Origin of the sequence: Bradyrhizobium sp. CCGUVB23, assembly GCF_024199885.1 — a bacterium.
Classification (GTDB): Bacteria; Pseudomonadota; Alphaproteobacteria; order Rhizobiales; family Xanthobacteraceae; genus Bradyrhizobium.
The window spans coordinates 2,003,928-2,028,100 of the sequence record NZ_JANADQ010000001.1; the positions used below are offsets into that span (position 1 = coordinate 2,003,928).

Annotated in this window: 27 protein-coding genes; 6 read left to right on the top strand and 21 right to left on the bottom strand. The window is 58.6% G+C overall.

Annotated features, from left to right (window positions below):
* Positions 1-5 precede the first annotated feature (5 nt).
* The 9 genes from NLN62_RS09325 to NLN62_RS09365 all read right to left on the bottom strand — a co-directional run bounded on the left by NLN62_RS09325 (position 6) and on the right by NLN62_RS09365 (position 6,591).
* Positions 6-749 carry a 4Fe4S-binding leucine-rich repeat protein gene (locus NLN62_RS09325; RefSeq protein WP_254108502.1) on the bottom strand — a complete coding sequence of 248 codons (744 nt, stop codon included), beginning with the start codon at positions 747-749 and terminating at the stop codon, positions 6-8.
* The gene (locus NLN62_RS09330; protein WP_254108503.1) at positions 742-1,272 is read right to left on the bottom strand and encodes a hypothetical protein; all 531 of its coding nucleotides are present in this window, start codon (positions 1,270-1,272) and stop codon (positions 742-744) included. The genes NLN62_RS09325 and NLN62_RS09330 overlap by 8 nt, the downstream gene beginning before the upstream one ends.
* 261 nt (positions 1,273-1,533) lie before the next feature.
* Positions 1,534-1,758 (bottom strand): ferredoxin, encoded by a 225-nt coding sequence (locus tag NLN62_RS09335; protein ID WP_254108504.1) that lies wholly within the window; start codon positions 1,756-1,758, stop codon positions 1,534-1,536.
* Positions 1,759-1,770: 12 nt separating this feature from the next.
* The gene (gene nifB, locus NLN62_RS09340; protein WP_254108505.1) at positions 1,771-3,327 is read right to left on the bottom strand and encodes a nitrogenase cofactor biosynthesis protein NifB; all 1,557 of its coding nucleotides are present in this window, start codon (positions 3,325-3,327) and stop codon (positions 1,771-1,773) included.
* Positions 3,328-3,643: 316 nt separating this feature from the next.
* Entirely contained in the window at positions 3,644-4,510 is an 867-nt protein-coding gene (locus tag NLN62_RS09345) for an SIR2 family protein (protein WP_254108506.1), read from the bottom strand.
* Positions 4,507-4,731 carry a putative nitrogen fixation protein NifT gene (nifT, locus tag NLN62_RS09350; protein WP_027527695.1) on the bottom strand — a complete coding sequence of 75 codons (225 nt, stop codon included), beginning with the start codon at positions 4,729-4,731 and terminating at the stop codon, positions 4,507-4,509. Before nifT ends, NLN62_RS09345 begins: the two co-directional genes overlap by 4 nt.
* On the bottom strand, positions 4,728-5,924 hold the full coding sequence (gene nifS, locus NLN62_RS09355; RefSeq protein ID WP_254108507.1) for a cysteine desulfurase NifS: 1,197 nt from the start codon (positions 5,922-5,924) through the stop codon (positions 4,728-4,730). The genes nifT and nifS overlap by 4 nt, the downstream gene beginning before the upstream one ends.
* A gap of 12 nt (positions 5,925-5,936) precedes the next feature.
* Entirely contained in the window at positions 5,937-6,230 is a 294-nt protein-coding gene (locus NLN62_RS09360) for a NifU family protein (protein ID WP_254108508.1), read from the bottom strand.
* A gap of 40 nt (positions 6,231-6,270) precedes the next feature.
* Complete coding sequence (locus tag NLN62_RS09365; protein WP_254108509.1) at positions 6,271-6,591, bottom strand: iron-sulfur cluster assembly accessory protein; 321 nt, start codon at positions 6,589-6,591, stop codon at positions 6,271-6,273.
* 335 nt (positions 6,592-6,926) lie between these two features.
* Between NLN62_RS09365 and NLN62_RS09370 the strand changes: the two genes are divergently transcribed.
* Together NLN62_RS09370 and NLN62_RS09375 are read left to right on the top strand one after the other, a co-directional pair.
* Positions 6,927-7,517, top strand: a complete 591-nt coding sequence (locus NLN62_RS09370; protein WP_254113405.1) for a hypothetical protein — start codon at positions 6,927-6,929, stop codon at positions 7,515-7,517.
* A 476-nt stretch (positions 7,518-7,993) separates the two neighbouring features.
* Entirely contained in the window at positions 7,994-8,308 is a 315-nt protein-coding gene (locus tag NLN62_RS09375) for a hypothetical protein (RefSeq protein ID WP_027527691.1), read from the top strand.
* A gap of 264 nt (positions 8,309-8,572) precedes the next feature.
* On the opposite strand, the gene fdxB is transcribed toward NLN62_RS09375, so the two are convergent.
* From fdxB to nifH, 9 genes are all read right to left on the bottom strand, one after another.
* A complete protein-coding gene (gene fdxB, locus NLN62_RS09380) occupies positions 8,573-8,857 on the bottom strand; it encodes a ferredoxin III, nif-specific (protein ID WP_254108510.1) in 285 nt (94 codons plus the stop codon).
* A 2-nt stretch (positions 8,858-8,859) separates the two neighbouring features.
* Entirely contained in the window at positions 8,860-9,069 is a 210-nt protein-coding gene (locus NLN62_RS09385; protein ID WP_254108511.1) for a CCE_0567 family metalloprotein, read from the bottom strand.
* Positions 9,070-9,077: 8 nt separating this feature from the next.
* Complete coding sequence (locus tag NLN62_RS09390) at positions 9,078-9,548, bottom strand: NifX-associated nitrogen fixation protein (protein ID WP_254108512.1); 471 nt, start codon at positions 9,546-9,548, stop codon at positions 9,078-9,080.
* An 11-nt stretch (positions 9,549-9,559) separates the two neighbouring features.
* Complete coding sequence (gene nifX, locus NLN62_RS09395) at positions 9,560-9,955, bottom strand: nitrogen fixation protein NifX (protein ID WP_254103486.1); 396 nt, start codon at positions 9,953-9,955, stop codon at positions 9,560-9,562.
* 22 nt (positions 9,956-9,977) lie between these two features.
* Positions 9,978-11,360, bottom strand: a complete 1,383-nt coding sequence (nifN, locus tag NLN62_RS09400) for a nitrogenase iron-molybdenum cofactor biosynthesis protein NifN (RefSeq protein WP_254108513.1) — start codon at positions 11,358-11,360, stop codon at positions 9,978-9,980.
* 23 nt (positions 11,361-11,383) lie between these two features.
* Entirely contained in the window at positions 11,384-13,051 is a 1,668-nt protein-coding gene (gene nifE / locus NLN62_RS09405) for a nitrogenase iron-molybdenum cofactor biosynthesis protein NifE (protein WP_254113406.1), read from the bottom strand.
* Between the two features lie 115 nt (positions 13,052-13,166).
* Positions 13,167-14,726: a nitrogenase molybdenum-iron protein subunit beta gene (gene nifK, locus NLN62_RS09410; protein WP_254113407.1), complete on the bottom strand. Its 1,560-nt coding sequence runs from the start codon at positions 14,724-14,726 to the stop codon at positions 13,167-13,169.
* 47 nt (positions 14,727-14,773) lie between these two features.
* Entirely contained in the window at positions 14,774-16,276 is a 1,503-nt protein-coding gene (gene nifD / locus NLN62_RS09415) for a nitrogenase molybdenum-iron protein alpha chain (protein WP_254108514.1), read from the bottom strand.
* Positions 16,277-16,352: 76 nt separating this feature from the next.
* Positions 16,353-17,243 (bottom strand): nitrogenase iron protein, encoded by an 891-nt coding sequence (nifH, locus tag NLN62_RS09420; RefSeq protein ID WP_254108515.1) that lies wholly within the window; start codon positions 17,241-17,243, stop codon positions 16,353-16,355.
* Positions 17,244-17,617: 374 nt separating this feature from the next.
* Between nifH and NLN62_RS09425 the strand changes: the two genes are divergently transcribed.
* Complete coding sequence (locus NLN62_RS09425) at positions 17,618-18,055, top strand: response regulator (protein WP_254108516.1); 438 nt, start codon at positions 17,618-17,620, stop codon at positions 18,053-18,055.
* A 619-nt stretch (positions 18,056-18,674) separates the two neighbouring features.
* Here the strand turns inward: NLN62_RS09425 and NLN62_RS09430 are convergent.
* Complete coding sequence (locus NLN62_RS09430; RefSeq protein WP_084801612.1) at positions 18,675-18,869, bottom strand: 4Fe-4S binding protein; 195 nt, start codon at positions 18,867-18,869, stop codon at positions 18,675-18,677.
* 513 nt (positions 18,870-19,382) lie between these two features.
* Positions 19,383-20,219 (bottom strand): SDR family NAD(P)-dependent oxidoreductase, encoded by an 837-nt coding sequence (locus NLN62_RS09435; RefSeq protein WP_254108517.1) that lies wholly within the window; start codon positions 20,217-20,219, stop codon positions 19,383-19,385.
* A gap of 25 nt (positions 20,220-20,244) precedes the next feature.
* On the opposite strand from NLN62_RS09435, the gene NLN62_RS09440 reads away from it, so the two are divergent.
* The 3 genes from NLN62_RS09440 to NLN62_RS09450 all read left to right on the top strand — a co-directional run bounded on the left by NLN62_RS09440 (position 20,245) and on the right by NLN62_RS09450 (position 22,894).
* Complete coding sequence (locus NLN62_RS09440) at positions 20,245-20,427, top strand: hypothetical protein (RefSeq protein ID WP_254108518.1); 183 nt, start codon at positions 20,245-20,247, stop codon at positions 20,425-20,427.
* Between the two features lie 702 nt (positions 20,428-21,129).
* The gene (locus NLN62_RS09445) at positions 21,130-21,486 is read left to right on the top strand and encodes a DUF6788 family protein (RefSeq protein ID WP_371933107.1); all 357 of its coding nucleotides are present in this window, start codon (positions 21,130-21,132) and stop codon (positions 21,484-21,486) included.
* A gap of 1 nt (position 21,487) precedes the next feature.
* Positions 21,488-22,894 (top strand): ISNCY family transposase, encoded by a 1,407-nt coding sequence (locus tag NLN62_RS09450; protein WP_254108288.1) that lies wholly within the window; start codon positions 21,488-21,490, stop codon positions 22,892-22,894.
* Between the two features lie 133 nt (positions 22,895-23,027).
* Here the strand turns inward: NLN62_RS09450 and NLN62_RS09455 are convergent, their stop codons facing one another.
* Positions 23,028-23,837 carry an IS5 family transposase gene (locus NLN62_RS09455; protein WP_254108519.1) on the bottom strand — a complete coding sequence of 270 codons (810 nt, stop codon included), beginning with the start codon at positions 23,835-23,837 and terminating at the stop codon, positions 23,028-23,030.
* Positions 23,838-24,173: the final 336 nt, after the last annotated feature.

Here is a 24,173-nt window from a genome sequence, read left to right on the forward strand (position 1 = left end):
CCCGGCTACCGGGCAAGTCGCGAGCGCGCGACCTCGCGCACCAGGCTATATGGGTCATCGACAAGGCCTATGAGCTCGGAGGGTACGATCCGGCTTGCGACCTCATGCCGGATACGCCAATCCGGGTCGTGGCGCAGAAGCCACAATAACTCCGCCGACAGGCGTTGAGCGACCTCCAACCGCACCAATGCGTCACGGTCGGCGACCAGGCTGAGCAACCATTTCTCTGGGAGGCGTCGCGCCACGGCGCGACGGACCTCAGCGTCCTCGTCGCGGATCATTCCGCGGAGCAGCAACGGCGCAATCCGCCGCGCAACCACAAGGCGGACGTAGTAGTATTCATCCGAGGCCATCGGCAGCAGTTCGTCACCTTCGAGCAGTGTCGCGACCCACATCCTAACTTCGTGATGAGGGTCGTTGCGAAGTTGCAGGGCGAAACGCTTGGGCAGGCGACGGACGGCGCTCCAACGCACGGTTTCGTCGTGATCGTGGAGCAACCGCGGCAGCAGGAAGACGTTGGCGAATCTCGCCGCGATTGCGCGCACCTCAAATTGCGGGTGAGTGAGGTAGGCGTCGGCGAGGCTCGGATTCCTCTCGAAGAAGCGGTCGATACGTCGGGCATAGCGGTCGTTAACGCAAGCATGCTTGAGTTGACAGCAGCCAGCGCGATTCAGAGCAATATGCGCGCAGCAGGCGCAACTGATCTGATTACCCTGCCAATTTCTGGCCTCGTCAACGTCCTCACTCATCCGCCTGCCCCATGCGTTCGAGGACACGCAGGAGAACCTTGGCACCGATCTTATCGGTGGGGTCGATCTCAAGAAGCTTTTGAACGGCTAACCGCCCTTCCTCGGTTTGACCGAGGCGCATCTGCAAATAAGCGTATCCTTTCAGCGAGAACAGAAAGAACCGCGGCAGAATATCTTCGTATCGACCGAACGCAGCATCATGGGCACGGACAAGACGCCAGTCTGATGGGAGATTGTTCATCTCCGACGCCTTGCTTATGCAGAGCTTGGCAACCTGAAGCGCCTCGGCGAGCCGCGCCTTATAGAAATAGAAGCGAAATAAGCCGATCAGCACTGCCGCATGCCCTGGTGCCAGGCCGACGGCCTTGCGCAGGTGGCCTTCGGCGACCTCATCAAGGTGATAGGAGAGGCTTGCTTGCCACAGGTGATGCTCGGCCTCGCTGGGCAGCCCATCTCCAAGCAAGGTCCTGGCGAGGAGCGCCTCGTTGATCTCGGATTGCGGACTGAACAGAGCATCTGGCATCGCGGGTCGCCTCTTGAAATCAATGGTCCCCGCAAGAGACTTGCATGCGATCTTGCAATACGAACCCGGTCCGCTTCGGCTTGTCAACGAAGTCGGCCGTCACATCGTCGTGCCGGCTGATCCCACAGACAAGCCCGGAACATCCACTTGGGCTGATCGCGAGACAAAGGTCGCAGCCGGCGCGGCCGCCGGCCTGGAGCATCATTCGGATGGCTCGTCGCACCGATCGTATGTTCCAGAAGTTCATGTCATTTCCTTCGCTCAACTGCGCGCCTGGTAGCGTGCAAGCGAGGTGTCAAGGACACATGTATTGTCGACTGGGCAGACCGCCACGCATTGCGGCTCGTCGAAATGGCCGATGCATTCGGTGCACTTTTTAGGATCAATCATGAATGTTCCGCCCTTCTCCGCGATCGCGACATTGGGGCATTCCGGCTCGCATGCCGAACAGCTCGTGCATTGAGCGGCGATGATCTTGAACGGCATGTTTTTCCTCTCTCATGCCGCGGAAATCAACGCGCCTTGGCGGATCGCAGCATCGCCGCGTTCGACATGTTTGATCGCACCGCTGGTGACCCTGTCGAGATAGGTCTTGAACCAGGCGATCGTCGACTTATCGATAGGCTCATAAGCGTATTGATCGACGGGCTCTACGCCGGCCTTGATCAATTCCGCCCTGGGACAGCCGCCAATTTTGGCGATGAATACTGCGTGGCAATCGTTAATGGCACGGATGATGGTCTCGAGCTTTCCCTCTTCGGCATAGCCACCTTGGCAATACAGATCGACGCGGCGATGGCCAATGAACTTGGCACCGCCGCTGGAGAGCTCATAGACTTGAAACTCCTTGGCGTGACCAAAGTGCTCGTTTATCAGACCCGAGCCCTTGGTTGCGACCGCCACCAGGACCTTCGTATCGCCGAGGCTAACTGCGAGTTCCACAAGGTCAGCGTGCTTGGCCGCGGCCTTGGCGGCGCGGTCGTCCTCGACTTTGGCCTGATAAGCGTTGCGGCTCTCGACATCGTATTTGATGTCGATCGTCGCGAGCTTTTCGGTGGTGAACTCCGCGCTGCGGTCTTCGCCTAGCAGCCCGATCGCATCGGCTCGGCACTGTCGGCAGTGGCGCATCATATGCAGCTCACCCTCGCAGCTATCCTGCAGCGCCTTTAGTTCCAGTGCCGTCGGGCTGCGCTGGCCCTTCACACCGAAAACGGTTCCGTATTTGGGGGACGAGATCAACGGCATGATGTTGTGCAGGAAGGCGCCGCGCGACTTCACTGCCTTACTCACTTCGACGAGGTGTTGATCGTTGATTTCGGGGATCATAACCGAGTTGATCTTGCAGAGAATGCCCCGCCGAGTGAGCATCTCCAGGCCCTGGAGCTGGCGTTCAGTGAGGATCTTTGCGGCTTGGACGCCCGTGTATCGTTTGTGATTGTAGAAAATCCAAGGATAGATCTTTGCCCCGATCTCGGGGTTGATCATATTGATCGTGATCGTGACGTGCTCGACGTTGAGCTTGGCAATGGTGTCGATGTGATCGGGTAGGGCGAGACCGTTGGTTGACAGGCACAGCTTGAGATCCGGTGCAAGCTTGTGCACGAGCTCGAAGGTCTTGAAGGTCTTTTCGGGGTTCGCGAGCGGGTCGCCAGGACCGGCGATACCGAGCACGGTCATCTGCGGAATCGTAGAGGCAACGGCCATCACTTTCCTGGCCGCCTGCTCAGGCGTGAGCCTCTCGCTGACCACGCCCGGACGCGATTCATTGGCACAGTCGTACTTGCGGTTGCAGTAATTGCACTGGATGTTGCAGGCTGGCGCGACCGCGACATGCATGCGCGCATAGTGATGGTGCGCTTCCTCGCTGTAGCAGGGGTGCTTTTTCACCTTTTCCCATGTCTCAGCTGGAAGATCACTGTGGCCTGCCGGCGAGCCGCATCTAACTCCGCCGCCGCAACTACTCTTGCCACAGCCCTTGTGCTCGGCAATCGACTGCGTGATCTCGCCGTCTTCAATGGCGTCGCTCGATGATCCCCGATGCATTGGAGTCCCCATTTACCCAGTTCTCCCTTCAAGCCTGAGAAATTTCTCGGTATCTAAGGCTCAGCAATCAGCGTGCCACGGCTCGGCGCGCAACTTTCATGATCTTGTTCAACGAGCTAGGAAGCGCTTTGGTGTGCCTCTTGCCGGGGCGTGTTGGAAAGCCGACATGCGTTGTGATCGAAACGGCACGTAGCGGCGCGAGAAGATGTTGACTGAAGGTATGGCCGCTGCTTTCTCCTTTTTTGCTGGAAACATGGCTCGTCAGATGGCGGCAAGATGGTGTGAGAGCTGCCCGGTCAAGCGCTGGTCAAATGTCCACGCAGCGCCCCTAATCTGCCAAAAGGATCTCGACGGCACGTGCAAGCGGAACTGCGAGTGGCGTTAGGCCTTGGTCGACCAGAAAGCGGAGCTCATTTTTGGAGAGCGTGTCGGCCTCGACCACGGCATAGTGAACGTCGGACGAGCGCTTTGACACCTGTCGCGCATAGGTGCGCAGGAGCTGGTCGTTGAAGCGGCACCCCAGAAACAGGAAGTTGCGGCCGGTGCGGCGAGCCTTCACCTCGCCGGGAATCGGCGTCTGTATGTCGATTTCCGTGAGCACCTCAACATAGTCGGCATCGGAGACCAGGAAATTCTTGGCCGGGGCAACGCTGCCGTGCGGCTTGTAGAGGATCGTTGTCCAGCTTTTTGCAAGAGAGCAATCGACTTCATTGCCTGCGGAATCGTAGAAGCGATACCAGCGATCCTCACGCAGACCGGCGCGGGCGATGCCCTGGATCTCGCCCCAATTGCTGTGTCCCGCCAGCGCATTTCGCATCGCGTCATCGTACCAGCTGTCGACGATCAGCGGCAGCCGCAGCGTTGCAAGATACCGCTGTAGCTGCGCTGGCGCGATCGGCGCGCTAAATGCGTCCGCCATCATCGCTGTTACGGTGGTGCGGTGCCTCGTGCTTTCGATGTGCTGTGCGGAGGCCCAGGCGTTCCCTCTCGTGCGCCTTGGCAACGTCACCTTGGTGCCGAAGAATGCCGCCAGGTCCTCCGGATTCATCGGCGCGCTCGTGTTCGACGATCCCACTAAGCCGGGCCCGAGATAGGGAACGACATTGCCACGACGAAGCCCCTCCGCGACCTTGCGCAGCAGGGCTTCGGCAACTGGCCGACCAACGAACTCGATCCGCGGAGCCGGCACGTTCACGTCTCTTCTCTGTCGCCGCCACGCCTCTTTGCGTTGATCGTAATCGGCAAGGTAGTGTCGCTCGTCATCGGCGGCAGGTCGAGCACCCAGCCATTAGCTATTCTGATCCAGCCGCCCCACAGCGTCTCGTGCTCGGATTCAACGATCCGCTCCTCAAGGTCCTTCTTGGGGACGTAGATCGAGAGACCAGTTTCAGGTGAACGACGAATGATGACTTTCATCTGATAGACTCATTGGATCGAAAGGTCGTTTCTGCACGCTCTGACCGCCCAGGTGGGGTCCCTCTCAATTTCGCGATGATATTTCGTAGCACAACGAGGACGTGATCGATCTCCTCGCTGGTGGTCTCGCGGGACAGCGAAAAGCGGATCGCGCCGTGCAACAAGGCAGACGGTACGTGCATCGCTCGAAGCACATGAGACGGTTCCATGGCGCCGGACGCACAGGCTGATCCGAGGGACGCGGCAACGCCGGCGCGACTCAAATGATGGATAATTGCTTCACCTTCGAGATGCTCGAAGGCGATATTTGACGTGTTTGGCAGACGGCTCTCCTTGTCACCGAGCACCACGCACTTGCCGAAGTCGAGGACGCCATCCTCCAGCCGGTCGCGCAGCGCGGCTATTTTCCTGCGCTCCTGCCCGAGCTCTACGGCAGCAAGCTCCGCCGCCTTACCCAGCCCAATGATACCGGGGACGTTCTCGGTGCCGGAACGTCGGCGGCGCTCTTGCGGTCCGCCGAAGATCAGTCGTCTGAACTTAGTGTCCTTGCGCACATAGAGCGCGCCAACGCCTTTTGGACCATGCAGCTTGTGGCCAGAAAGCGACAGCATGTCGATCTGGGTCGTCTTCACGTCGATCGGAACTCGCCCCACAGCCTGCACCGCATCAGTGTGGAAGAGTGCGCCAGTGGATCGCGCCATCTTGGCGAGGACCTCCACTGGAAAGATCGTGCCGGTCTCATTATTGGCCCACATGACGGAGACGACCGCGGTATGCGGGGACAAGGCACGGCGATAAGCATCAATGTCGAGCCGGCCGGAGCAGTCAACAGGAATCAGATGGCATTTGTTGCCGCGACGGCCGAGCTCGTCTGCGAGCGAGAGCACAGCTGGATGTTCCACGGTCGTGGTGACGAGTTCGTCGCGTCGCTCCTGCACGGCAAGTGCCGAAAGGATTGCCGTGTTATCCGATTCGGTACCGCCCGAGGTAAAGACGATCTCGTGATCAAAAGCAGCACCGATCAGTGCCTGCACACTCCTGCGAGCCTGTCTTATGCTTTCTGCAACTTGCCTGCCTGCTGCATGGGCGGACGATGCATTTCCGAATTGCTCGGAGAAGAATGGTAGCATCGCAGCGACGACGGACGGATCCGTCCGAGTCGTCGCGTTGTTGTCGAGGTAGACCGACTGCACCGTATGCCTTCTTTAGTGTCGGGCTTTGGTGGATCCCGCGACCGGGATCAGGCGGACGAATGTGCCAAGCCGTTCGATGAGGCGCGCCTGGATGCCTTCTAGTGTCGCACTGGCGAGCTTGCAGAAGACGCAGGCGCCCGTAAGCTTGATCATGATCTTGTTGCCATCGATCCCAATAAGCTCGCAATCTCCGCCGTCACGCTTCAGATTCGGCCGAATTTCGTCGAGTACGGCGCGGACGATACGCTCACATTCGGTAGATTTCGCGGCCGCCGATTGTCTCGTTTGTTCAGTCTCGACAAGCATGTTTGACACCTCTCCGTGGCGACTCGTCAGGAATGCGGCTCTAGCTAAAGGACTTGCCACATGAGCAGCCCGACTTGGCGTTGGGATTGTCAAAGGTGAAACCAGATCCCTCCAGCGCCACCACAAAATCGATCGTCGTTCCGGCAAGATGCGGGTGATAATTCTTGTCGACAAACACCTTGATGCCGCCCCGCTCAATTACGGTCTCATCGGGCTTTGGCTCATCGGCAAGCCCCATTGCGTACTTGAACCCGGCGCAGCCGCCCCCTTCGACCATTATACGCAAGCCCTTCACCGGCTGCGCTGCCGCAGAGATCGCGCTCTTCACCGCATTCTCCGCGCTCTTCGTCAGACTGATCATCGCTTTCCCTCATCAGCTACGGCAGTTCGGGATGAGATTGGCAAGTCCCATGCCAGCAACCACCCTCCCGACAATACTTGGCTTTTGCCAATGTCGGTCACTTGCGTTGCAGGGCGTGTCGGGCTTGCGACACGACGCTTTGCAGCTAGCGAACAATCTTGGCGCGGCGCCGTAACCCTGCCGGCAGGGGGTATATCTGCCAAAGCCGCACAGACAAGGCCTTGCTTTTGGCTTTCGCCGCATACTTGGGCCGACGGCAAACAATTTGCATGGAGCCGAACGTGGGTTCGCGCGGTTCGATACCTGCGCCAGCCGCATCAAACCAGGAGGATTTCATGACGTCGATCGACAACACCGCTCTTGGTCGGCTTGATAAAGAAGGCCGCTTGCTTAATGCGGTGCTGAAGGGTGACACCACAAAGCCGGGCCGCTTCGGCTTCCGCGGCGATATCGCGCTAAGGTTCCAGGTTCAGGTGGCCGACGAGAAGCGCCCGCCCGACTATTCGATCGAGCAGGTATTAACGGTCGCGGACGAGGGAGAGACCACAATCCCTGTACTGGCTGGCTACCTGCATTCTCTTGCCTATCTTGCCGATGTCGCAAAGGTACTGGATGGCGCCTTGAGCCCGAACGGCACCTACTTCATGTTCTGCAATAATATCGATCTTCTGGCGAAATACCGCATCAAGATCGGTAACGTCACATTTCGCATACTGCCATGTGACGAGTCGACGGTTTGGAAGGAGATGATGGATCTCACTGGGGTCGAGAAGAACGACATCAAGAAGCTCGATACTGCCGGCAAGCTCGATTATCTGCTCGATGCCGCCAAGAGCATCAATGCCTCTTATGCCGAACTCTCCTACGAAGACGGCCTCGCCAGGATGCAGCCGGTGAAGAATCGCAACGAGAACCGCCCTGTGTGAGGTTCTCGCGTCAGATCTCTTCTTATCCCATATTGCCAGGGCTGTTGGCGTTGTGCTGGACTTGCCCGCCAGGCCAGACAATCGAACGATCAACAGTGCGGAAGTCTCGCATGCAAGTCCCCTCGGTACAGATTGCGGCAGTTCAAGTTCAAACGGCTGGCTTGAGCCGCTCGACGGCTACAATGCCCATCCTACGTCCGGGCTTCGCTAAAGGAGCGAGAGGGAAGATGGGTGGAGCTCACGTTCTGTTTGACGGGACTAGATTCCAGCTGGCGTCGCGTCGGACCCGTCCGACTATGTGCTGCGGCCCAAGGCGACTTTCCATGTGGCTGATTTCAGCGGTGCCGACGTGTCTCGCTTGGACGCGGATGATCGTGTGATCCGGTAGAAGTCAACGCACTTGAAGCTTGACAAGCTCTGCCGCAGCTTTGGATCGTGAAGCTATATGTGGGCGCCGCGCAGGAGGCAGAATAGAAATGGCAACGCTCGTCAAGACCACTCAGGACGGCCGCAAGCTCGAGGTACTAGGGCTGGCAATCCTGCTTGGCGGAAAGCTCGAAGCTGGCGAGCTCATCGAGGTCAAGGATCATCCGTACCGCCGAGCAATCCTGGCCGCAGTACCGGACGCTACCCACATGGCCGGCCGCGTCCCGCTGACGCGCGAGGAAGCCGAGATCGTTCTCGCCGCCTTCAAAAAGGCCGAGGCGGATATGCTCGCCAACCCCATCTCCATCCAGGAGCGGTTTCGGATTGCCGCGATGATGAAGGCACGCGAACAGGGGATCGAGTAGCAAGAGTTGAGGCAGCTTTAGCTTCGATTTGACCGTCATATCTCGGCGAACTGGTATCAAGTATTCGCGACATACCGAATTCTCGCGGACAAGCGCGGCAATGACGACGAGAGGCGCCAGCGCCAACACATTTTTTAAAGCTTGCAGCGGCATAGGCGGAGCACTCACGCACTCATATCAATGCCTTCTGACGTTATACAGGCTTGGCCCCATGCAGAAGATCGCTAAAGACGTTTATCGCTGCTCTGTTCCCGATGGCTAAACTCAAGCAGCTGAAACGTGGGTTTGGCAGTTGGTCGGGCACACCCGGGCACAAGCGCCGCAGCCGATGCACGCTCCGTCATCGCTCAGCACCATGATCTTCTTCTCGATCTCATCGTCATCGTCTTCGAGGTCGATCGTCTCGCCGTCCTCGTTGATGCCCTTCAGCATCATGACCTCACGGCCACACACCTTGTAACAGCGGCCGCAGCCTATGCACTTCTTTGGGTCGATGGAAGCCAGATACTCTGGCTTCCAGTCGCGGCCGTCGCGCGTTGCGAATGACATGGTTACCATCCGTCTGCTTTTTCCTGCGCTTTGAGATCCTCGCGCTTGCGCTCGAGCTCGTCGAAGGCGTCGTGGACCTTCTGGGCCACACTCAGGATCGAGGTCCAGTTGACCGGCAGTTCTTCGGCGAAATCGTGGAGATCCATCTTTGCCTGAGTCGCTTTGGCGGAAAGCTTCTTGATCTCGGCTTTTAGTGTTTCAAGATCGCTCATTCGTCACCTCAGTAGTTCGCAACTTCCGGGAACCTGCGGATCATGTCGATTCCGCGGTCGACATACATGTCACCTTCCGTGGCGAGTTTTGAGAGGTTGTCAAATCCGAAACGATGCACGTCGCGCAGCTGCTTGTTTACGACAATGAGCCGACCGCCGATCAGTACTATGCGGCCAAAGCCTTCATGGTGCATTTTCAGCATCGGCGAGACCATCACGCCGGTCGCCTTCTCAATGGACACGGCGACAGCGTTGAAGAACAATTCAAGCCGCCAGATCGTGTCCGGATCGGGGTCACCGACGATCGGCAAGGTACGGCGCTTCTCCCTGTCGAGAATATAGGGCTCGAGCAGCTCTAGGTCCTTCTTGTCCTCCCAAGCGCCATGGCCGTCCTCGGCGCGCCAGATTTTGACGAGCTCCTTCACAAAGGGCGCCTCTCCCGCAAGGCCGGGTTGGATCAATTCAGCCGCCTCAGTCATAGTCGTTTACCTCAATCCTCGAAATCAAACGAGCGTTCCTGGCCCTTGGCAAGCACCTTGCGCAACCAGGGTGGCGGTGAGCCTTTCAATACGGCTTCAAGCTTGACACAGAGATCGTCGATCGCTTCAGGCTGGTTCACCTTCATGGGATGGATGTTATTTGCGACGACGCGCGCGGCGCCTGAGCCGCCGATCGCCGCAACATAGAGAATGGAGCAGTCTTTGATAGCTTCGATCTTCGGCGCGAGCTTGTCCTCGTTGCCGTCGTCCTTGAGGTCGCCGTCAAACTGGATGGCTTCGACGAAGCTGTGCCCCTCGGGCCTGACGTCATAGATGGCGATGTTTTTGGCCCAGCCAAAATGGGCATCGACGCGCTTCAGATCCTGGGTGGCGAATGCGACTTTCATCGGCGTAATTCCTCTCTTCGCGTCAATTGGGCCGCGGGGGAACGACATGCAGGCCGTTGTCGGTGATGCGCCAGGTGTCCGGCGTCGGCTGGCGGTTGTCCTCGCGGTCGGTAATGATGAGATTGGCAAGGTCAAAGATCAGCTCGCGCGTGCCGCGATAGCCGACGGTCAACTGGTGACCTGCGCCAAGGCGATCGAACATCGGAAAGCCGGCACGGTAGAATGGAATGTTCAGCCGTGCTGCCGCTTGGCGGCCGTGTGAATGGGAGATCAGGAGATCGCATTCGCGCGTTTTGGCAAGCTCCTCCAGATCTTCAAGATCGCCGATGATGACCTCTCCGATCCTGACGCGTTCGAGCACCGGAGAGGCCGTTGTCGTCACTGCCGCGGTCAGCTGTGCGCCCATCTCATAGAGCATGCTGGAAATGTCGAACAAGAGGTCCGGCTCGGCCCCAATGGCGAGCTTTCGGCCGCCAATATGGAAATGCGCATCCAGCATGGCGTCCGCGAGCTGGCCACGTTGCCGGCGGTATTTGGGGGGCACTGGTTTGCCGCTGATCTCGCTTACAGATGCGATGAATACATCGCTGGGGACGAGGCCACAGAGCCGCTCGAACAGCCGAAACGGCACGCCCGTCCTTGCTTGCATGGCCTCGGCCGCGCGCCTCATCTGCGCTCCGATCGCGATCGTCCAAGCCGCCTGCCCCATGGTCGCGATCTCGTCGACCCCGATCCCACCGATCGTGGTCGGCGTGAATTCATCGGGAATGTGACCGTCGAGCGAACCGGCGATATCCGGCAGGAAGGACGGCCTCAGCCCAAAATCCTCAAAAATCGTCCGCAGCTCGTCAAGGTCGCCGGGGGTCAGGTGGCAGCCAGGCAGGACATTAACGCGCGAGAGGTCGCGCGGTGCGGCCGCATCGACAGGATCGACAAGCACCTCGATTACGCGCGCCACGGTCTTGTCCCAGCCATCCTGAAACGCGTCCTTGAAATCCGGCGTCGAAACGTAGACGAGCGGCAATTTTTCGAGCTGCGGATGCTTCTGCCGGATAAGGCGGATGAACGCCTCGACGTCGTCACCCTTGGTCTCGGTGACTCCGGTCGAATTGATGCCGATAATTTCGGGCTTGGTACGGTTGTAGATATTGAGGATCGCCTGCTCGACATTCTCGTAGCCGCCGAGCACCGTGGCAACCTCGCTCATCGCGGTGGTCTGCAGCGGCACCGCCTCCTTGAAATGGCGGACAAACAGGGTCAAGCCGAAGGACGTGCAGCCTTGAGAACCGTGTAGGAGCGGCATTGCGCCCCGAAGCCCCAAGAAGGCAAAGGAGCCGCCGATTGGCTGGCTCATCTTGAGCGGATTGCTCAAGCAGGCCTTATTGGAACTGGTAACGATAGCCATGGCTTGGAACCTGCTTTGCCGTCCTACTCTGCCGCCTGCTGCGTGGACGTGGGCTGGGCCGCAGTCATGTCCGCGATGGCCCGCTCGCTGGCGCCGCAGACGTCGGGGGCCTCGGTGTGCTGCGCGATGTCATCGACCGTAGTCGAGCCGAGAGCGACCACACTCTCCTTGGTGACACCGAGATCAAGATTTTGGCAACGGAAGGCGCTTTTAGCGCAGCGGGCCTTTTCGACGCGACCCAGATTCGGATCAATATCGACAGTCGCCACATCTGCCTGTACTAGCGACTTGGCTTTCCAACTCACGTCGGCATCATCCCACGGCGCGGGCTTACGGAGCTGATCCCATATTGGGTTGTAGAGTGCCTTATCGATCTCTTCGATCAGCTTCACGATGCCGAGATAGCCCATATAGGCGTGGCAGCGCTCCTGATTGATATCGAGCCATGGAGTGGCGGTTTTCAGGGCGACAAATTGCGACTTGCCGCCCGAGAGCATGATGTCGGCTTTTGCTTCTTTGAGCATCTTGTACATTTCACGCGGCGTCATATCCTCGATCATGTGAGCATCATGGCCCATCAATTTTTGGATGCGCTCCTTGTCCTTCATGGTTGATTTTTTTACAGACGTGCCGACGATCTCTAGCCCGGCCTCCTGCAAAGCTGCAACGACCGACCACGATTTCACGCCCCCGGTGACGAGCAGCACCTTTTTGCCAGCAAAACGTGGCTTGAAGAACTCGATCGCGGCCCTCGCCTTTGCTTCCTCGCGTGCGACTGTGAGCTCGGTGCGTTCCATCAACTCGGCCGGGGCGCCGCGCTCGATCAGCATCCGCGCAATCTCGCGCAAGGACTCGCTGGAGTCCTGGATACCGTAGAATGATCCTTCGAAGAATGGGATGCCGTATCGCTCCTTCATCTTACTCGCGACATTGATCAGGGACTTCGAGCACACCATCATTGCCGCGCGCGCCCGATGTGAGCAAGCAACGTCGCGATATCTGCCATCGCCGGAGATGCAGGACAGGACGCGAATCCCGAGTTCGTCCAACAGCGGCTTGACCTGCCAGAATTCGCCGGACAGGTTGTATTCGCCGATGAGATTGATGTCGTAGGGGGTCGTGTAATCGGGTTCTTGGGTGCCGATCACGTATCGCAGCAGGGCTTCGCCGGCGAGCTTATTTCCAAGGTTCTTCGAACCGACAAATCCCGGCGCGTTGACAGGAATGACGGGCCTGCCGCATTTCGCTCTGGCGATCTTGCAGACCGCATCGATATCGTCGCCGATCATGGCCGGCACGCAGGTTTGGTAGACGAAGATCGCCGAGGGATCATACTTCCGGATGATTTCCTTTATGGCTTTGTATAGCCGCTTCTCGCCGCCGAACACGACATCGATCTCTTGCATGTCGGTCGTGAAGCTTCTGCGCCAGAGATCGGAGCCAGAGGAGGCAGACCCGCGATTGTCCCAGGAGTTTCCTTCGCACGCGATCGGGCCATGAACCAGATGAGCGACATCGGTAAACGGCTGCAGCGCGATCTTGGCGCCATCAAAGGCGCAACCTCCGGCGGCTCCGCCAGGCTGCAGTTGCTTGGTGCAGCCTTTCTTGCGGGCAGCTGCCGATTTGTTGGCGTTCTCGACGCAATTCGCCTCGTTGAAGACGCCTTGGATGGTCGCCGATAGCGAAGTCAAGGTTTTCTCCTTCCGCGGACGTTTTCTGGTTCGGGCACGGTCGATAGGCCGGCTGGCGCCCACATCCCCACCTCACGGCGGCGACAAGCCGCAATGAGGCGGAGACACGCCCACATCAACGGATGATGTCGAAGCTGTAGTCCGTTTTTCCGACCACGTTGGTGTTCTTATCGATCTCCTCAAAAATCTTATCGAGTATCTTCACCAGAACATTCATGCCCCCCTGATAACCCCAAACCGGATAGCGGTGATGATGGTGCCGATCGAAAACCGGGAAGCCGATGCGGATCAGGGGCGTGCCCGTATCGCGCTCCAGGTACTTGCCATAGGTGTTGCCGATCAGAAAATCGACCGGCTCGGTGAACAGCAGCGAGCGCATGTGCCAGAGGTCCTTACCCGGATAGGCATGGCAGTCTTTGCCGAACTGCGAACTGGCGAAGAGCGCCTGCATCTTCTCTTCCCAGGCCTTGTTGCCGTTGGTTGACAGGACGTGCGTCGGTTCGGCACCTAGCTCGAGCAGGAAGGTCGCCAAGCCATAGCAAAGGTCGGGATCGCCATAGATTGCAAACTTCTTACCGTGAATGTGTGCGCTGGAGTCTGCCATGGCGTCGACCAGACGGCCGCGCTCTTGTTCCAGGACCTTTGGGATTGCCTTGCCCGTAATGCTCGACAGCGTCATCAGGAAGTCGTCGGTCGCACTGACGCCGACCGGATGGTTGAACGCAACGACTTGCTGGCCATGACTCTCGATGAACGGTAGCGTTTTCTCCGTACAATATTGCTGCATGGAGATGGTCGCCTTGGCGTGGATCGCATCCGCGACGTCTTTCAGCGTCGTGCCGCCATCATACATGCGAAACTCACCGTCAGTGGGTGTGTCGAACACGTCACTGTTATCTGCAAGGATCGTGTATCTGATCCCCATCAACTCGAAAATGCGCTTTATCTCGCGGATGTTGCCTACGGTGTAGCCGTCGAAGCCGCCGATGAAGTTGATCTTGTCGCTCGGCTCGCGCTCAAGCTTGGGTTCGGACCCGGCTTTTCCGTCCCAGAAATGCTCGATGATGCCTTTCAGGGCGTTATCATAGCCGGTGACGTGGCTACCGACGAAGGCAGGCGTATGAGCAAAGGGAACGTCGAACTTAGCCGGCACCGACCCCTTTTCCTTCGATGTCTTGATGAAGGCGTTGAGATCGTCGCCGATCACTTCCGCCATGCACGTGGTTGAGACCGAAATCATCTTCGGTTTGTACATGTTATAGCTGTTGGCGAGCCCGTCGATCATGTTGTTGAGGCCGCCGAATACGGCTGCGTCTTCGGTCATCGACGAGGAAACACAGGAGGTCGGCTCCTTGAAGTGTCGTGACAGGTGGCTTCGGTAGTAGGCGACGCAGCCCTGTGAGCCGTGCACGAAGGGCAAGGTGCCCTCGAATCCGACCGAAGCAAACACCGCACCTAACGGCTGGCAGGCCTTGGCCGGATTGATGGTCAGTTCCTCGCGCGCGAAGTTCTTCTCGCGATATTCGGGGGTTTTGGCCCATTCGCGGATACGCGCAACCTCCGCGGGGTCATGTGCATTCTCGAAGAGCGCTCTTTTGTTGGCCAGCATCTGCTGGTATTCCGGACCTCGGAACAGCTCGAAATGATCGAGCACGTTTTCGGCATTCTGGGTCATCGTGGCGTCCTTTTTGGATTCGTGTTCGATCGTTTGGCCCGGCTCGCCTATTCCGCCGCCATCAGGCTCGGACGTGGGGCGTCCTTCCACGGCGCCCTGGTCTTCTTCCAGATCGGGGAATTGATTGCCATGTCCATGTCTCGGGCGAAGATCGCGAACCCATCGTAGCCATGATAAGGACCCGAATAGTCCCAGGAGTGCATTTGCCGGAACGGCACGCCCATCTTCTGGAACACGTACTTCTCCTTGATGCCAGAACCAACGAGGTCAGGCTGGATCTTCTCGACGAAGCGCTCGAATTCGTAGCCAGTGACGTCGTCATAAATCAATGTGCCGTCCTTGACGTAATGCTGGGCGGTGCGCTGATAGTCGTCGTTGTGGCCGAACTCGTAGCCGGTCCCGATGACCTCCATACCGAGGTCTTCATAAGCGCCAATCACGTGCCGAGGGCGCAGGCCACCCACAAAGAGCATCACGGACTTGCCTTCCAGGCGCGGTCGGTACTTCGCGATGACGGCGTCCATCAGCGGCTGGTATTTCACGATGACGCGCTCGGCCCCCTCCTTGATCTTGTCGTCGAAGAAGCTCGCGATCTTGCGCAGTGACTCTGCGATTTTGGATGGGCCGAAGAAGTTGTACTCGCACCACGGAATACCAAACTTCTCCTCCATGTGGCGAGAGATGTAGTTCATGGAGCGGTAGCAGTGCAGGATGTTCAGCTTCGCCTTTGGCGTCGCCTCAAGCTCGGCAAGGCTGCCGTCGCCCGACCATTGCGCAATCACCCGAAGGCCCATCTCCTCCAGGAGGATGCGAGAGGACCAGGCGTCGCCGCCGATGTTGTAGTCGCCGATGATGGCAACGTCATAGGGCGTTGGTTCGAATCGCCGTTCTGTCTCCGAGGTGATCTTGTCGAACACCCAGTCGCGGATGGCATCGTTGGCGATGTGGTGACCAAGCGACTGCGATACGCCGCGGAAGCCTTCGCAGCGCACCGGAACGATTGTCTTGCCGTCATATTCCTTTGATTTGACCCTCGACACCGCCTCTATGTCATCGCCGATCAGGCCGATCGGGCATTCCGACTGGATGCTGATTCCGCGGTTGAGCGGAAACAGGTCCTGGATCTCGTCGATGACCTTGGCGAGCTTCTTGTCGCCGCCGAAGACGATGTCCTTTTCCTGGAAGTCGGAGGTGAACTGCATGGTTCCGAAGGTATCGATGCCGGTGGTGCCGACATAATAATTGCGCCGCGATCCCCAGGAGTACTGCCCGCAACCGACCGGGCCGTGGCTGATGTGGATGATGTCCTTGATCGGTCCCCACACCACCCCTTTCGAGCCGGCATAGGCGCAACCTCGAATAGTCATTACGCCCGGGATCGATTTGAGATTCGATTTGACGCCGCAGTCGGACTTACCAGCCTCGTGCACGTTAAGGTGCTTTGCACGACGCTTGGCGGTCTTCTCCGGGTAGACCTTCAAAACTTCGTCAATCAGCTCCTTATTGCGGGCCTTGATCTCTGCAACGCTCTGGGTAGATGCGAGGCTCATACGGATATCCTTCAAATTGTCCTGTGCGCTTTAGGCGTCGACGCTTTCTCGAAAGACGCCGAATATGCGGGCTGGATTACGCTGACAGCGCGGCTAGCTCGGAAGCAGTTTTACCGACCTGGCTTTCATCGATCGGCTTCATGATGCCGTGCTCCATCAGCATGTCCTCAAGCTCGTCCATGCTGATCGGGGTGGGGATGATGCCCTTGCCGCCATTGTTGTGGATTTTGGTCGCAAGATTGCGATAGTGGTCTGCCTGCTTGGAGTCCGGCGCATATTCCAGCACCGTCATGCGGCGCAGCTCGGCGTGCTGGACGACATTGTCGCGGGGCACGAAGTGGATCAGCTGGGTGCCGAGCTTCTTGGCGAGCGCTTCCGCCAGTTCCAGTTCCTTGTCGGTCTGCCGCTCATTGCAGATCAAGCCGCCCAGCCGCACGCCGCCCGAATTGGCATACTTCAGAATGCCCTTGGAGATGTTGTTGGCGGCATACATCGCCATCATCTCGCCGGACATGACGATATAGATCTCTTGCGCCTTATTCTCACGTATCGGCATTGCAAAGCCGCCGCAGACGACATCGCCGAGCACGTCGTATGACACGTAATCGATGTCCTCGTAGGCCCCGTTCTCTTCCAGGAAGTTGATCGAGGTGATGACGCCACGGCCGGCGCACCCGACGCCCGGCTCCGGACCACCGGATTCGACGCAGCGAATATCCTTGTAGCCGACCTTCAAGACGTCCTCGAGCTCGAGGTCCTCGACGCTGCCGGCGCTTGCCGCGAGACTCAAGATTGTGTCCTGTGCCTTGGCGTGCAGGATCAGGCGGGTCGAGTCCGCCTTCGGGTCGCAGCCGACGATCAGGATCTTGTGACCCATCTCGGCGAGTGCGGCGAGGGTGTTCTGCGAGGTCGTCGATTTGCCGATACCACCCTTGCCATAAAACGCGATTTGTCTCAGTGAAGCCATGTTGCTCTCCATCAACCGATTGACGATCTGCCTACTGCGCTCTGTCATGATCCATCGTCCAGCTCGCCGCATCACGGCGCAGTCGAATACGATGCTCGACAGCCTCGCCCTCGGGTAATGACTTTTGCAACGAGCGTGCCAGTGCCTGTTCGGGACGAAAAACGAAGCAAGTGGAGATAGATACCGGTCCAGATGGGCTTTGTTGCAAGTCCGACATCGGCAAGGCTCGACGTTTCGTCGCTCTCGCTCGTCCGAAACAAGGCAACGCTCGTCTTACCGACTAGCCAAAACGGCAGTTATCCTACCGCTCATCGCTGATCGTAATCCGGTCCGGAGCTTGCTTGAGGCGCATCAATGAACGAGCCGAGGGTACCATGCAGTTCGAAACCGACGTTTCAGCGAGTGAAGACCGTCCGACCATTTTCCTGATCGAACCTGAGCAGGTGGTGCGTTCCGCGCTCGACTACATCTTGCGCGAGCGCTATCAGACACATGCTTTTGCCACGGTGGATGAGGCTATGTCGTCGTCCACGAAGACTCCCGCCGTGGTACTGATCGGCATTGCCATCCTGCGGGACCGAGGCGAGGCGGTCCTGGACGAACTCAATAGAGTGTTCACGAGCACCAAGATCCTCCTCGTAGCGGAACGGAAATCCGATCCTGTGGTGCAGGCCGGGCTTGAACAGGGCGCACACGGGGTCATCAGCAATCCAATCTCGTTCAGTTCTGTCTGCGGTGCCGTCAGTGCAGCCTTGGGCGTACCGGACCTTCCCGGCGAACCATCCCATGTCATTTGTGTCGCGTTCGATTAGGCGTTTGTTATGCGTCTTCGGATGGCCGAATTGCAGTCCACCTGCGCCAGCTCGCGGATGACCTCCGCGAATCGGCATGACACTTTTATCTACTTTTTCAGCTCTGCCTTGGCGGTTTGGCCAAGGTAACCGGTTTGAAGCCCGCTTCGACCGCGAGCTTTTGCGCCGCAGACCTCCAACATCACCACCTCGGGCCGCCCTCGGGATGCTCCGATCGAACTCGTCGAAAGGAGGAGACCATGTCTTTCGACCTCCGCGCGCATTATGTCCTGAAATTCGGGCTCTTGGGGTCCTCGACGCCTGGGCTGTCCCGGTCATGGTCCAATAGGCCTCCAGCGGTCATGGAGGCATTCAGGCAAGTTCGTTCCCTCTGTGATGGATTTCTGCGATCTTCCGACAGAGCCTTTCAGGCTGTCAGAGCCTCAAAGTGATAGCGATTGGTCGAGCGCGATGCCGCGCACACTCTGCTAAGCTGCCAATCATCTATTAATCGCTGGCGACGATGACACTGACCGGCAGGCTACCGCAAGCTCGCCGCGCCGCTTGACAATTCGGCGCGCATGCGCCGACGATCTCTCGATCGACTCTATCGGTCGGGGCAACATCCTCTTCGACGTCGTCAGGCGGGGACGCATGTGCCCTCGACCGGACAAACGACCGCGCATTGCGGCGTATCGCAGTGCCCCTCGCACTCTGTGCACTTTTTGGGATCAATCACATATGTGTCGCGCTTTAGACTGATCGCGCCGTTCGGACACTCGAACTCACATGCACCGCAAACCGAGCATTGCGAGGCGACGATCTTGTAAGCCATGAATTGCAACTCCTGCGAGTAATGATGCCGTTAGACTTCGGCATTTCCCCTTCAAGCATCGTGCCACACACGAGAGATTGGATAGCCCGACACTATCCGTGAGTCGTGTGCCGTCGCGAGCCAGACGGCACCTCGCATTCGTGATGCCCGCCAGAATTATTAAGGTACCAATGTCCTGAGCGTGTAGCCGATCTGCAGCGATCCCGAGAGAGGCGACGTGGGCTCTTCCCGTGTTCAGCTGCACCAAGCCTACCAGCAGCTAGCTGCTGTCACTATGAACGGCGCCTCGTCCGACTGCCTCACACTTCGTCCGGCTTCAAATTTCAAATCACTGTAGGTCACGTGGGAAGTTCTACTTACGCTGTCGGACTAGCGACAGCCATTTTGTCGTCTATGCGGGCATTTTTGTCCCGTTTGCGACCGTCGAACTGACAATGCACGACGGACAAGCCGATATCTCGTCTTAAGCCAGCGCGACTAAGAGTACTTTCGCGTCTGCTCTGTCCGCCAATATCACACGTGCTGTCCGCCATTGATCGGCACTTCCGCACCTGTGACGTAGCTCGCAGCGCTTGAACAGAGGAAGAAAATAACCTTCGCAACCTCATCGGGCGTGCCGACACGATGTAGCGGTATGATCGGCGCTAGCTTCGCTTCGGTTTCCGGCGAGAGGATGTCGGTCTTGATCTCGCCTGGCGCGATCGCGTTGACCCGAATCCCGAACGGAGCGTAATCATGCGCCATCTCGCGCGTGAGACAGGCAAGCGCCGCCTTGGAGGTCGCATAGGCTGTACCGGCGAAAGGATGCACACGAGTGCCAACGATTGAGGTGACGTTGACGATCGAGCCAGATGCCACTTTCAACTCTTCGAACAGACCTTGGGAAAGCAGAATCGGCGCGACCAAATTGACGTGAAATACGCTCATCCAAGTTCCGATGGATGTTGTTAGCGAATTCAGTCGGCCTCCGTCCGACGCCTTTGGGGAGATGCCCGCATTGTTGATCAGCGCGTGAAGCGGCTCTCCATTGAGCCGTTTCTTGATTTCGGTAATCGCGCCCGGTAACGCGCGATGATCGCTCAACTCAACCTGCACATGGTTATTGACTCCCGACTCCCAGGGACATCGGCTATCGAAGGGTTGTCGAGAACAGGAGATGACTCGCCAGCCAGCCTCCGAAAACAACTTGCCCGTCGCGTGGCCAATGCCGCGCGAAGCGCCGGTTAATACAAGCGTCTTCCTTCCGCCAGCCTGCGCGTGCGACCTATCGTCGTGAAACGGACAGAGCGCGAGATCCGGCGCAGAGGTCGGGCCAGCAACGCTGTCTCCTTTTGATTCATGAAGGGGCAAGCGAGCTCCTTTAGGACTTGATTAGATGCGCAACCTCGGCATCTACGACCGGGAATTAGCAATTATTGGACCAAGGCCGGCAATGCAGGACGCGATGCCCTCGGCCAGATGTCAGCTGACCGACATCTTCGTCGGTTCGGTGCAGAAGCTCGTTGCCTCTCGAATTAAATGCGGCGTTGAGGTCGGCTCAGGTGGCGAGGCGGGCTGACAAGGCCATGTTCGTGCAGGTGCCCCCATCGGTTTTCCAGCTGGTTTGCAGCTTGAGGCGACACGTCAAAGCCCACCAACCGTCCTCCGACAACGCACTTCGGCGCTGTCGATTCAGACTTCGACGCATTGCGGCTCGCGATCAACCGAGGCGCCCAGCGCACTTTGCCGTGTGTAAAATGCGCCGGGTCCCGCCTCTAGCACCACCAGTACGTCCGTGATGATGCTGCTCTGACTGAAGCGACTAGCGTGGCAAAACTGAGGCGCATAGCCTGCTCCACAGCAGCAAAGCAAAATTTGCGCGAGCGCTTCGATAGAACTTGAATCGGACGTAGCGTCAGTTGGTAAGCTCCGCAAATTTGCGTTTGCACGACAAAACGACAAGCTACAAGAAAGGCGCCGTGCCATTGACGCTCTCGCTTTTGCGACCATTAATCCGGTGGCGCCGCTTAACAGGACATTCGACGCGAATCGCGCAGTACCGTCTTGGAACGTTTCTGTTTAACAGCACGACGGCTTCGCCCGATGCACGTCGAATGTGCTCCAATCGCTTTGTAAGCTTCACGAACAGTGGACTAACTACTTTCCGGCGCAAAATTTGGTCTGGTTAGCCTTTGAATAGAATCGGCCGGTGGGCTGAAAACTGCAAGGTCGGACGGAATTGCAGTTGACGTTGGTCGCTGCCGCTGATTCATTCTTGCGGATGAAACGCGCGCAAGCTCTCCGGGCCCGCCAGAAGCTGGCCGGCAAATTGCCGGTCACCGGCGAGATTCTGCGTGGCTCGCTGCTGGAGCGTACTGTCCGACATACCAAAGATTGCCCGAAATGCGCGCGCGGCGAAGGGCACCAGGTCTTCGTGCTGACGGTGAGCTACGCCGGTGGACGAACCCGGCAAATCAGTGTGCGCCGCGAACGGGTTCCCGAGGTTCGCCGCTGGCTCGACAATTATCAGAAGCTGAAGGAGGCGATCGAGACGATCTGCGAGCTCAATCACGATTTGCTGCGTCCGGAGAGAGCCGCGACAAAGCGCCGAGCACGCGGGGGCAAGAGCTGTGATTAAGATGCGGCGGGCGCAGCTGAGCTTCGGCGACGGACTGATCACTGAGGAAGTGAGCGATCTTCGTGAAGACTGGATGACACACGCCGACCAAGTGCTGGCGGACGAACAAATCGTAGCTGCCGTGTACGAAGCGTTGGCGAAGCGGCATCCCAAGAGTCGCAGCCGCGGCCGACCGGGCGCTCCAGCCGAAGTGGTGCTCCGCTTGTTGATTCTCAAGCACATCCGTAACTGGAGCTATGGCGTGCTGGAGCGCGAAGTGCGCGCCAATCTGGTGTACCGGGACTTCACCCGCGTCGGCGCCGCCAAGACGCCCGATGCCAAGACCATGGGGCGCTGGGGCGTGGCGGTGGGGCCGGACGTGGTCAAACAGATTCACGAAAGGCTGGTAAAGCTCGCACGAGACAAGGGGGTGACGGAAGGGCGCAGAATGCGCGTGGATACAACGGTGGTGGAGACCAACATCCACTATCCGACCGACTCGAGCTTGTTGGGAGACGGTGTTCGGGTGCTGATCCGCACCATGAAGAAGATCACAACGATCGCTGGCGAGGTCGGAGCCGCGCTGTCCGACCGTAGCCGGACCGTGAGGCTGCGGGTGCTGGACATCGCGCGCGCGGCGCGCTCCAAAGCCAAGCAGAGCCGGGAGAAGCTCACGCGGGCGTATGGCAAACTGCTCAGTTCGACCAGCCGGGTGGTGGGACAGGCGAAGCGGTTCTCCAAGGAGATCGCCGAACGAGTGAAGCGCGCCTCGAGCGCCCGCAAGCAGCTGATGCTGGAGGGCCTGCGTCAGGAACTCGATGCGATGGTGCCGCTCATCAAGCAGGTGATGAAGCAGACCAGAGCGCGCATCTTCCGTGGTGATACGCGCTCTGAAGGCAAGATCCTCAGCCTGTTCGAGCCATCGACAGAAGTCATTCGCAAGGGCAAAGCGGGCAAGCCCAACGAGTTCGGCAAGATGGTGAAACTACAGGAGGCCGAAAACCAGATCGTGATCGACTATGAAGTCTACGCTCAGCGACCGCACGATTCGGAGCTGCTGATTGCAGCCATCGAAACGCATCAAACGATGCTCGGACGTGCGCCACGCCTCGTGGCGGCAGACGCCGCCTTTTACTCCGCAAAGAATGAGGCAGCCGCGAAAGCGAAAGGCGTCAGACGCGTCTGCATCCCCAACCGCTCAACCAAGAGCATTGAACGCAGGTGCGAGCAGAAAAAGCGCTGGTTCCGTAACGGCCAAAAATGGCGGACCGGATGCGAGGGCCGCATCAGCGTAGCCAAGCGGCGACATGGGCTTAACCGTTGCCGCTACAAAGGCGAGGCCGGCATGAAGCGTTGGGTCGGCCTCGGTGTCGTCGCCGACAACATCGTCAATATCGGCCGTGCAATGGAAAAGCGGACCGCCCCATAGACAGCCTCGCCATCTGACTCTGCAACACTCCGCCGGTCACCTCCGGCGACTTTTGCGTTGCCGGACGCCCTCGGCCACTCTCTCCAAAACATCAATTTTGCGCCGGAAAGTAACTAGGAGCGGCTAGAGGCTGTTATGAACCAGCAGCGAGTTTAGCGACGTTTTTGAGCATGATGCATGCGAAGGCGATGAGGTGAAGGTCGGCGAGGGTCTGAGCACATCGCTCGTAGTCTTTGACAAGTCTTCGGAAGCGTGTGGCCCACGCGAAGGATCGTTCGACGACCCATCGCCTTGGGAGCAGCACGAAGCCTCGTTTGGCCTCCGACAGCTTGATGACCTCGAGGGCAATGCCGTGTTCTGCAGCCGCCGTTGCAGGCTTGTCGCCTGTGTAGCCTTGGTCAACGAAGGCGACTTCAACGCTCTGGCCAGTCTCTGCCTGAATCGCCTTGGCGATCCGGCCAATCTCGGCGCGATCGTCGCTGTTGGCGGGCGTGACATGTAGCGCCAGAAGATGGCCGAGCGTATCGACGGCCAGATGTAGCTTCGAACCTTTCTTGCGTTTGGCTCCGTCGTAGGCGCCGCGGGCGCCACTCTCGGGTGTCGAGCGCAGAGTTCGACTGTCGATGATGGCGGCGGTCGGCTGCGCAGGTCGTCCAGCCGCAAGGCGCAGGATGACGCGCAGATCCTCGGCCAGGGCCTCAAAACAACCCGCGCGCAACCACCGCTGCGCCTGTTGATAAACGATCTCCCACGGTGGCAAATCGTTCGGCATCCAGCGCCAGGGCGCGCCGGTCTTCACGATGTAGCGCAGGCCGTTGAAAACCTCGCGAAGCGCGTGCGTCCGCTGCGAGGCGCCCTCGGGCAAAAGTGTCAGATAGGGCGCAACAAGCGCCCACTCGTCATCGGAAACGTCAGAAGGATAAGGCTCGCGGGGAATCGACATCCCGCAAACCTCAACCTCTATGGTTAATCAGTCCCTAACAGCCTCTAGTTGTTTGGATTTTCGAAGTTGCCCCCTCGTGGCTGCTACCTCGTACAACATCATCTCGGTGTACACGCTGCCTCGTGCGTTTGCCCACGCGGACGCGGGAGAGCCCTCAAATACATGCGTGCGGGAGCTGCGGCTCGTTATTCTCATGAGCAGCTGCGGATTCGATGTATGCATCCCGCTCTCCACTGCATGAGCCATTGAACGATAAGAGAACCTTCCGCTACTCGGAAATCATCCCTGCCCTTATCGGCTCTCGCGGTCGCAGGCGTCTGGAGAGCCGACACTGGG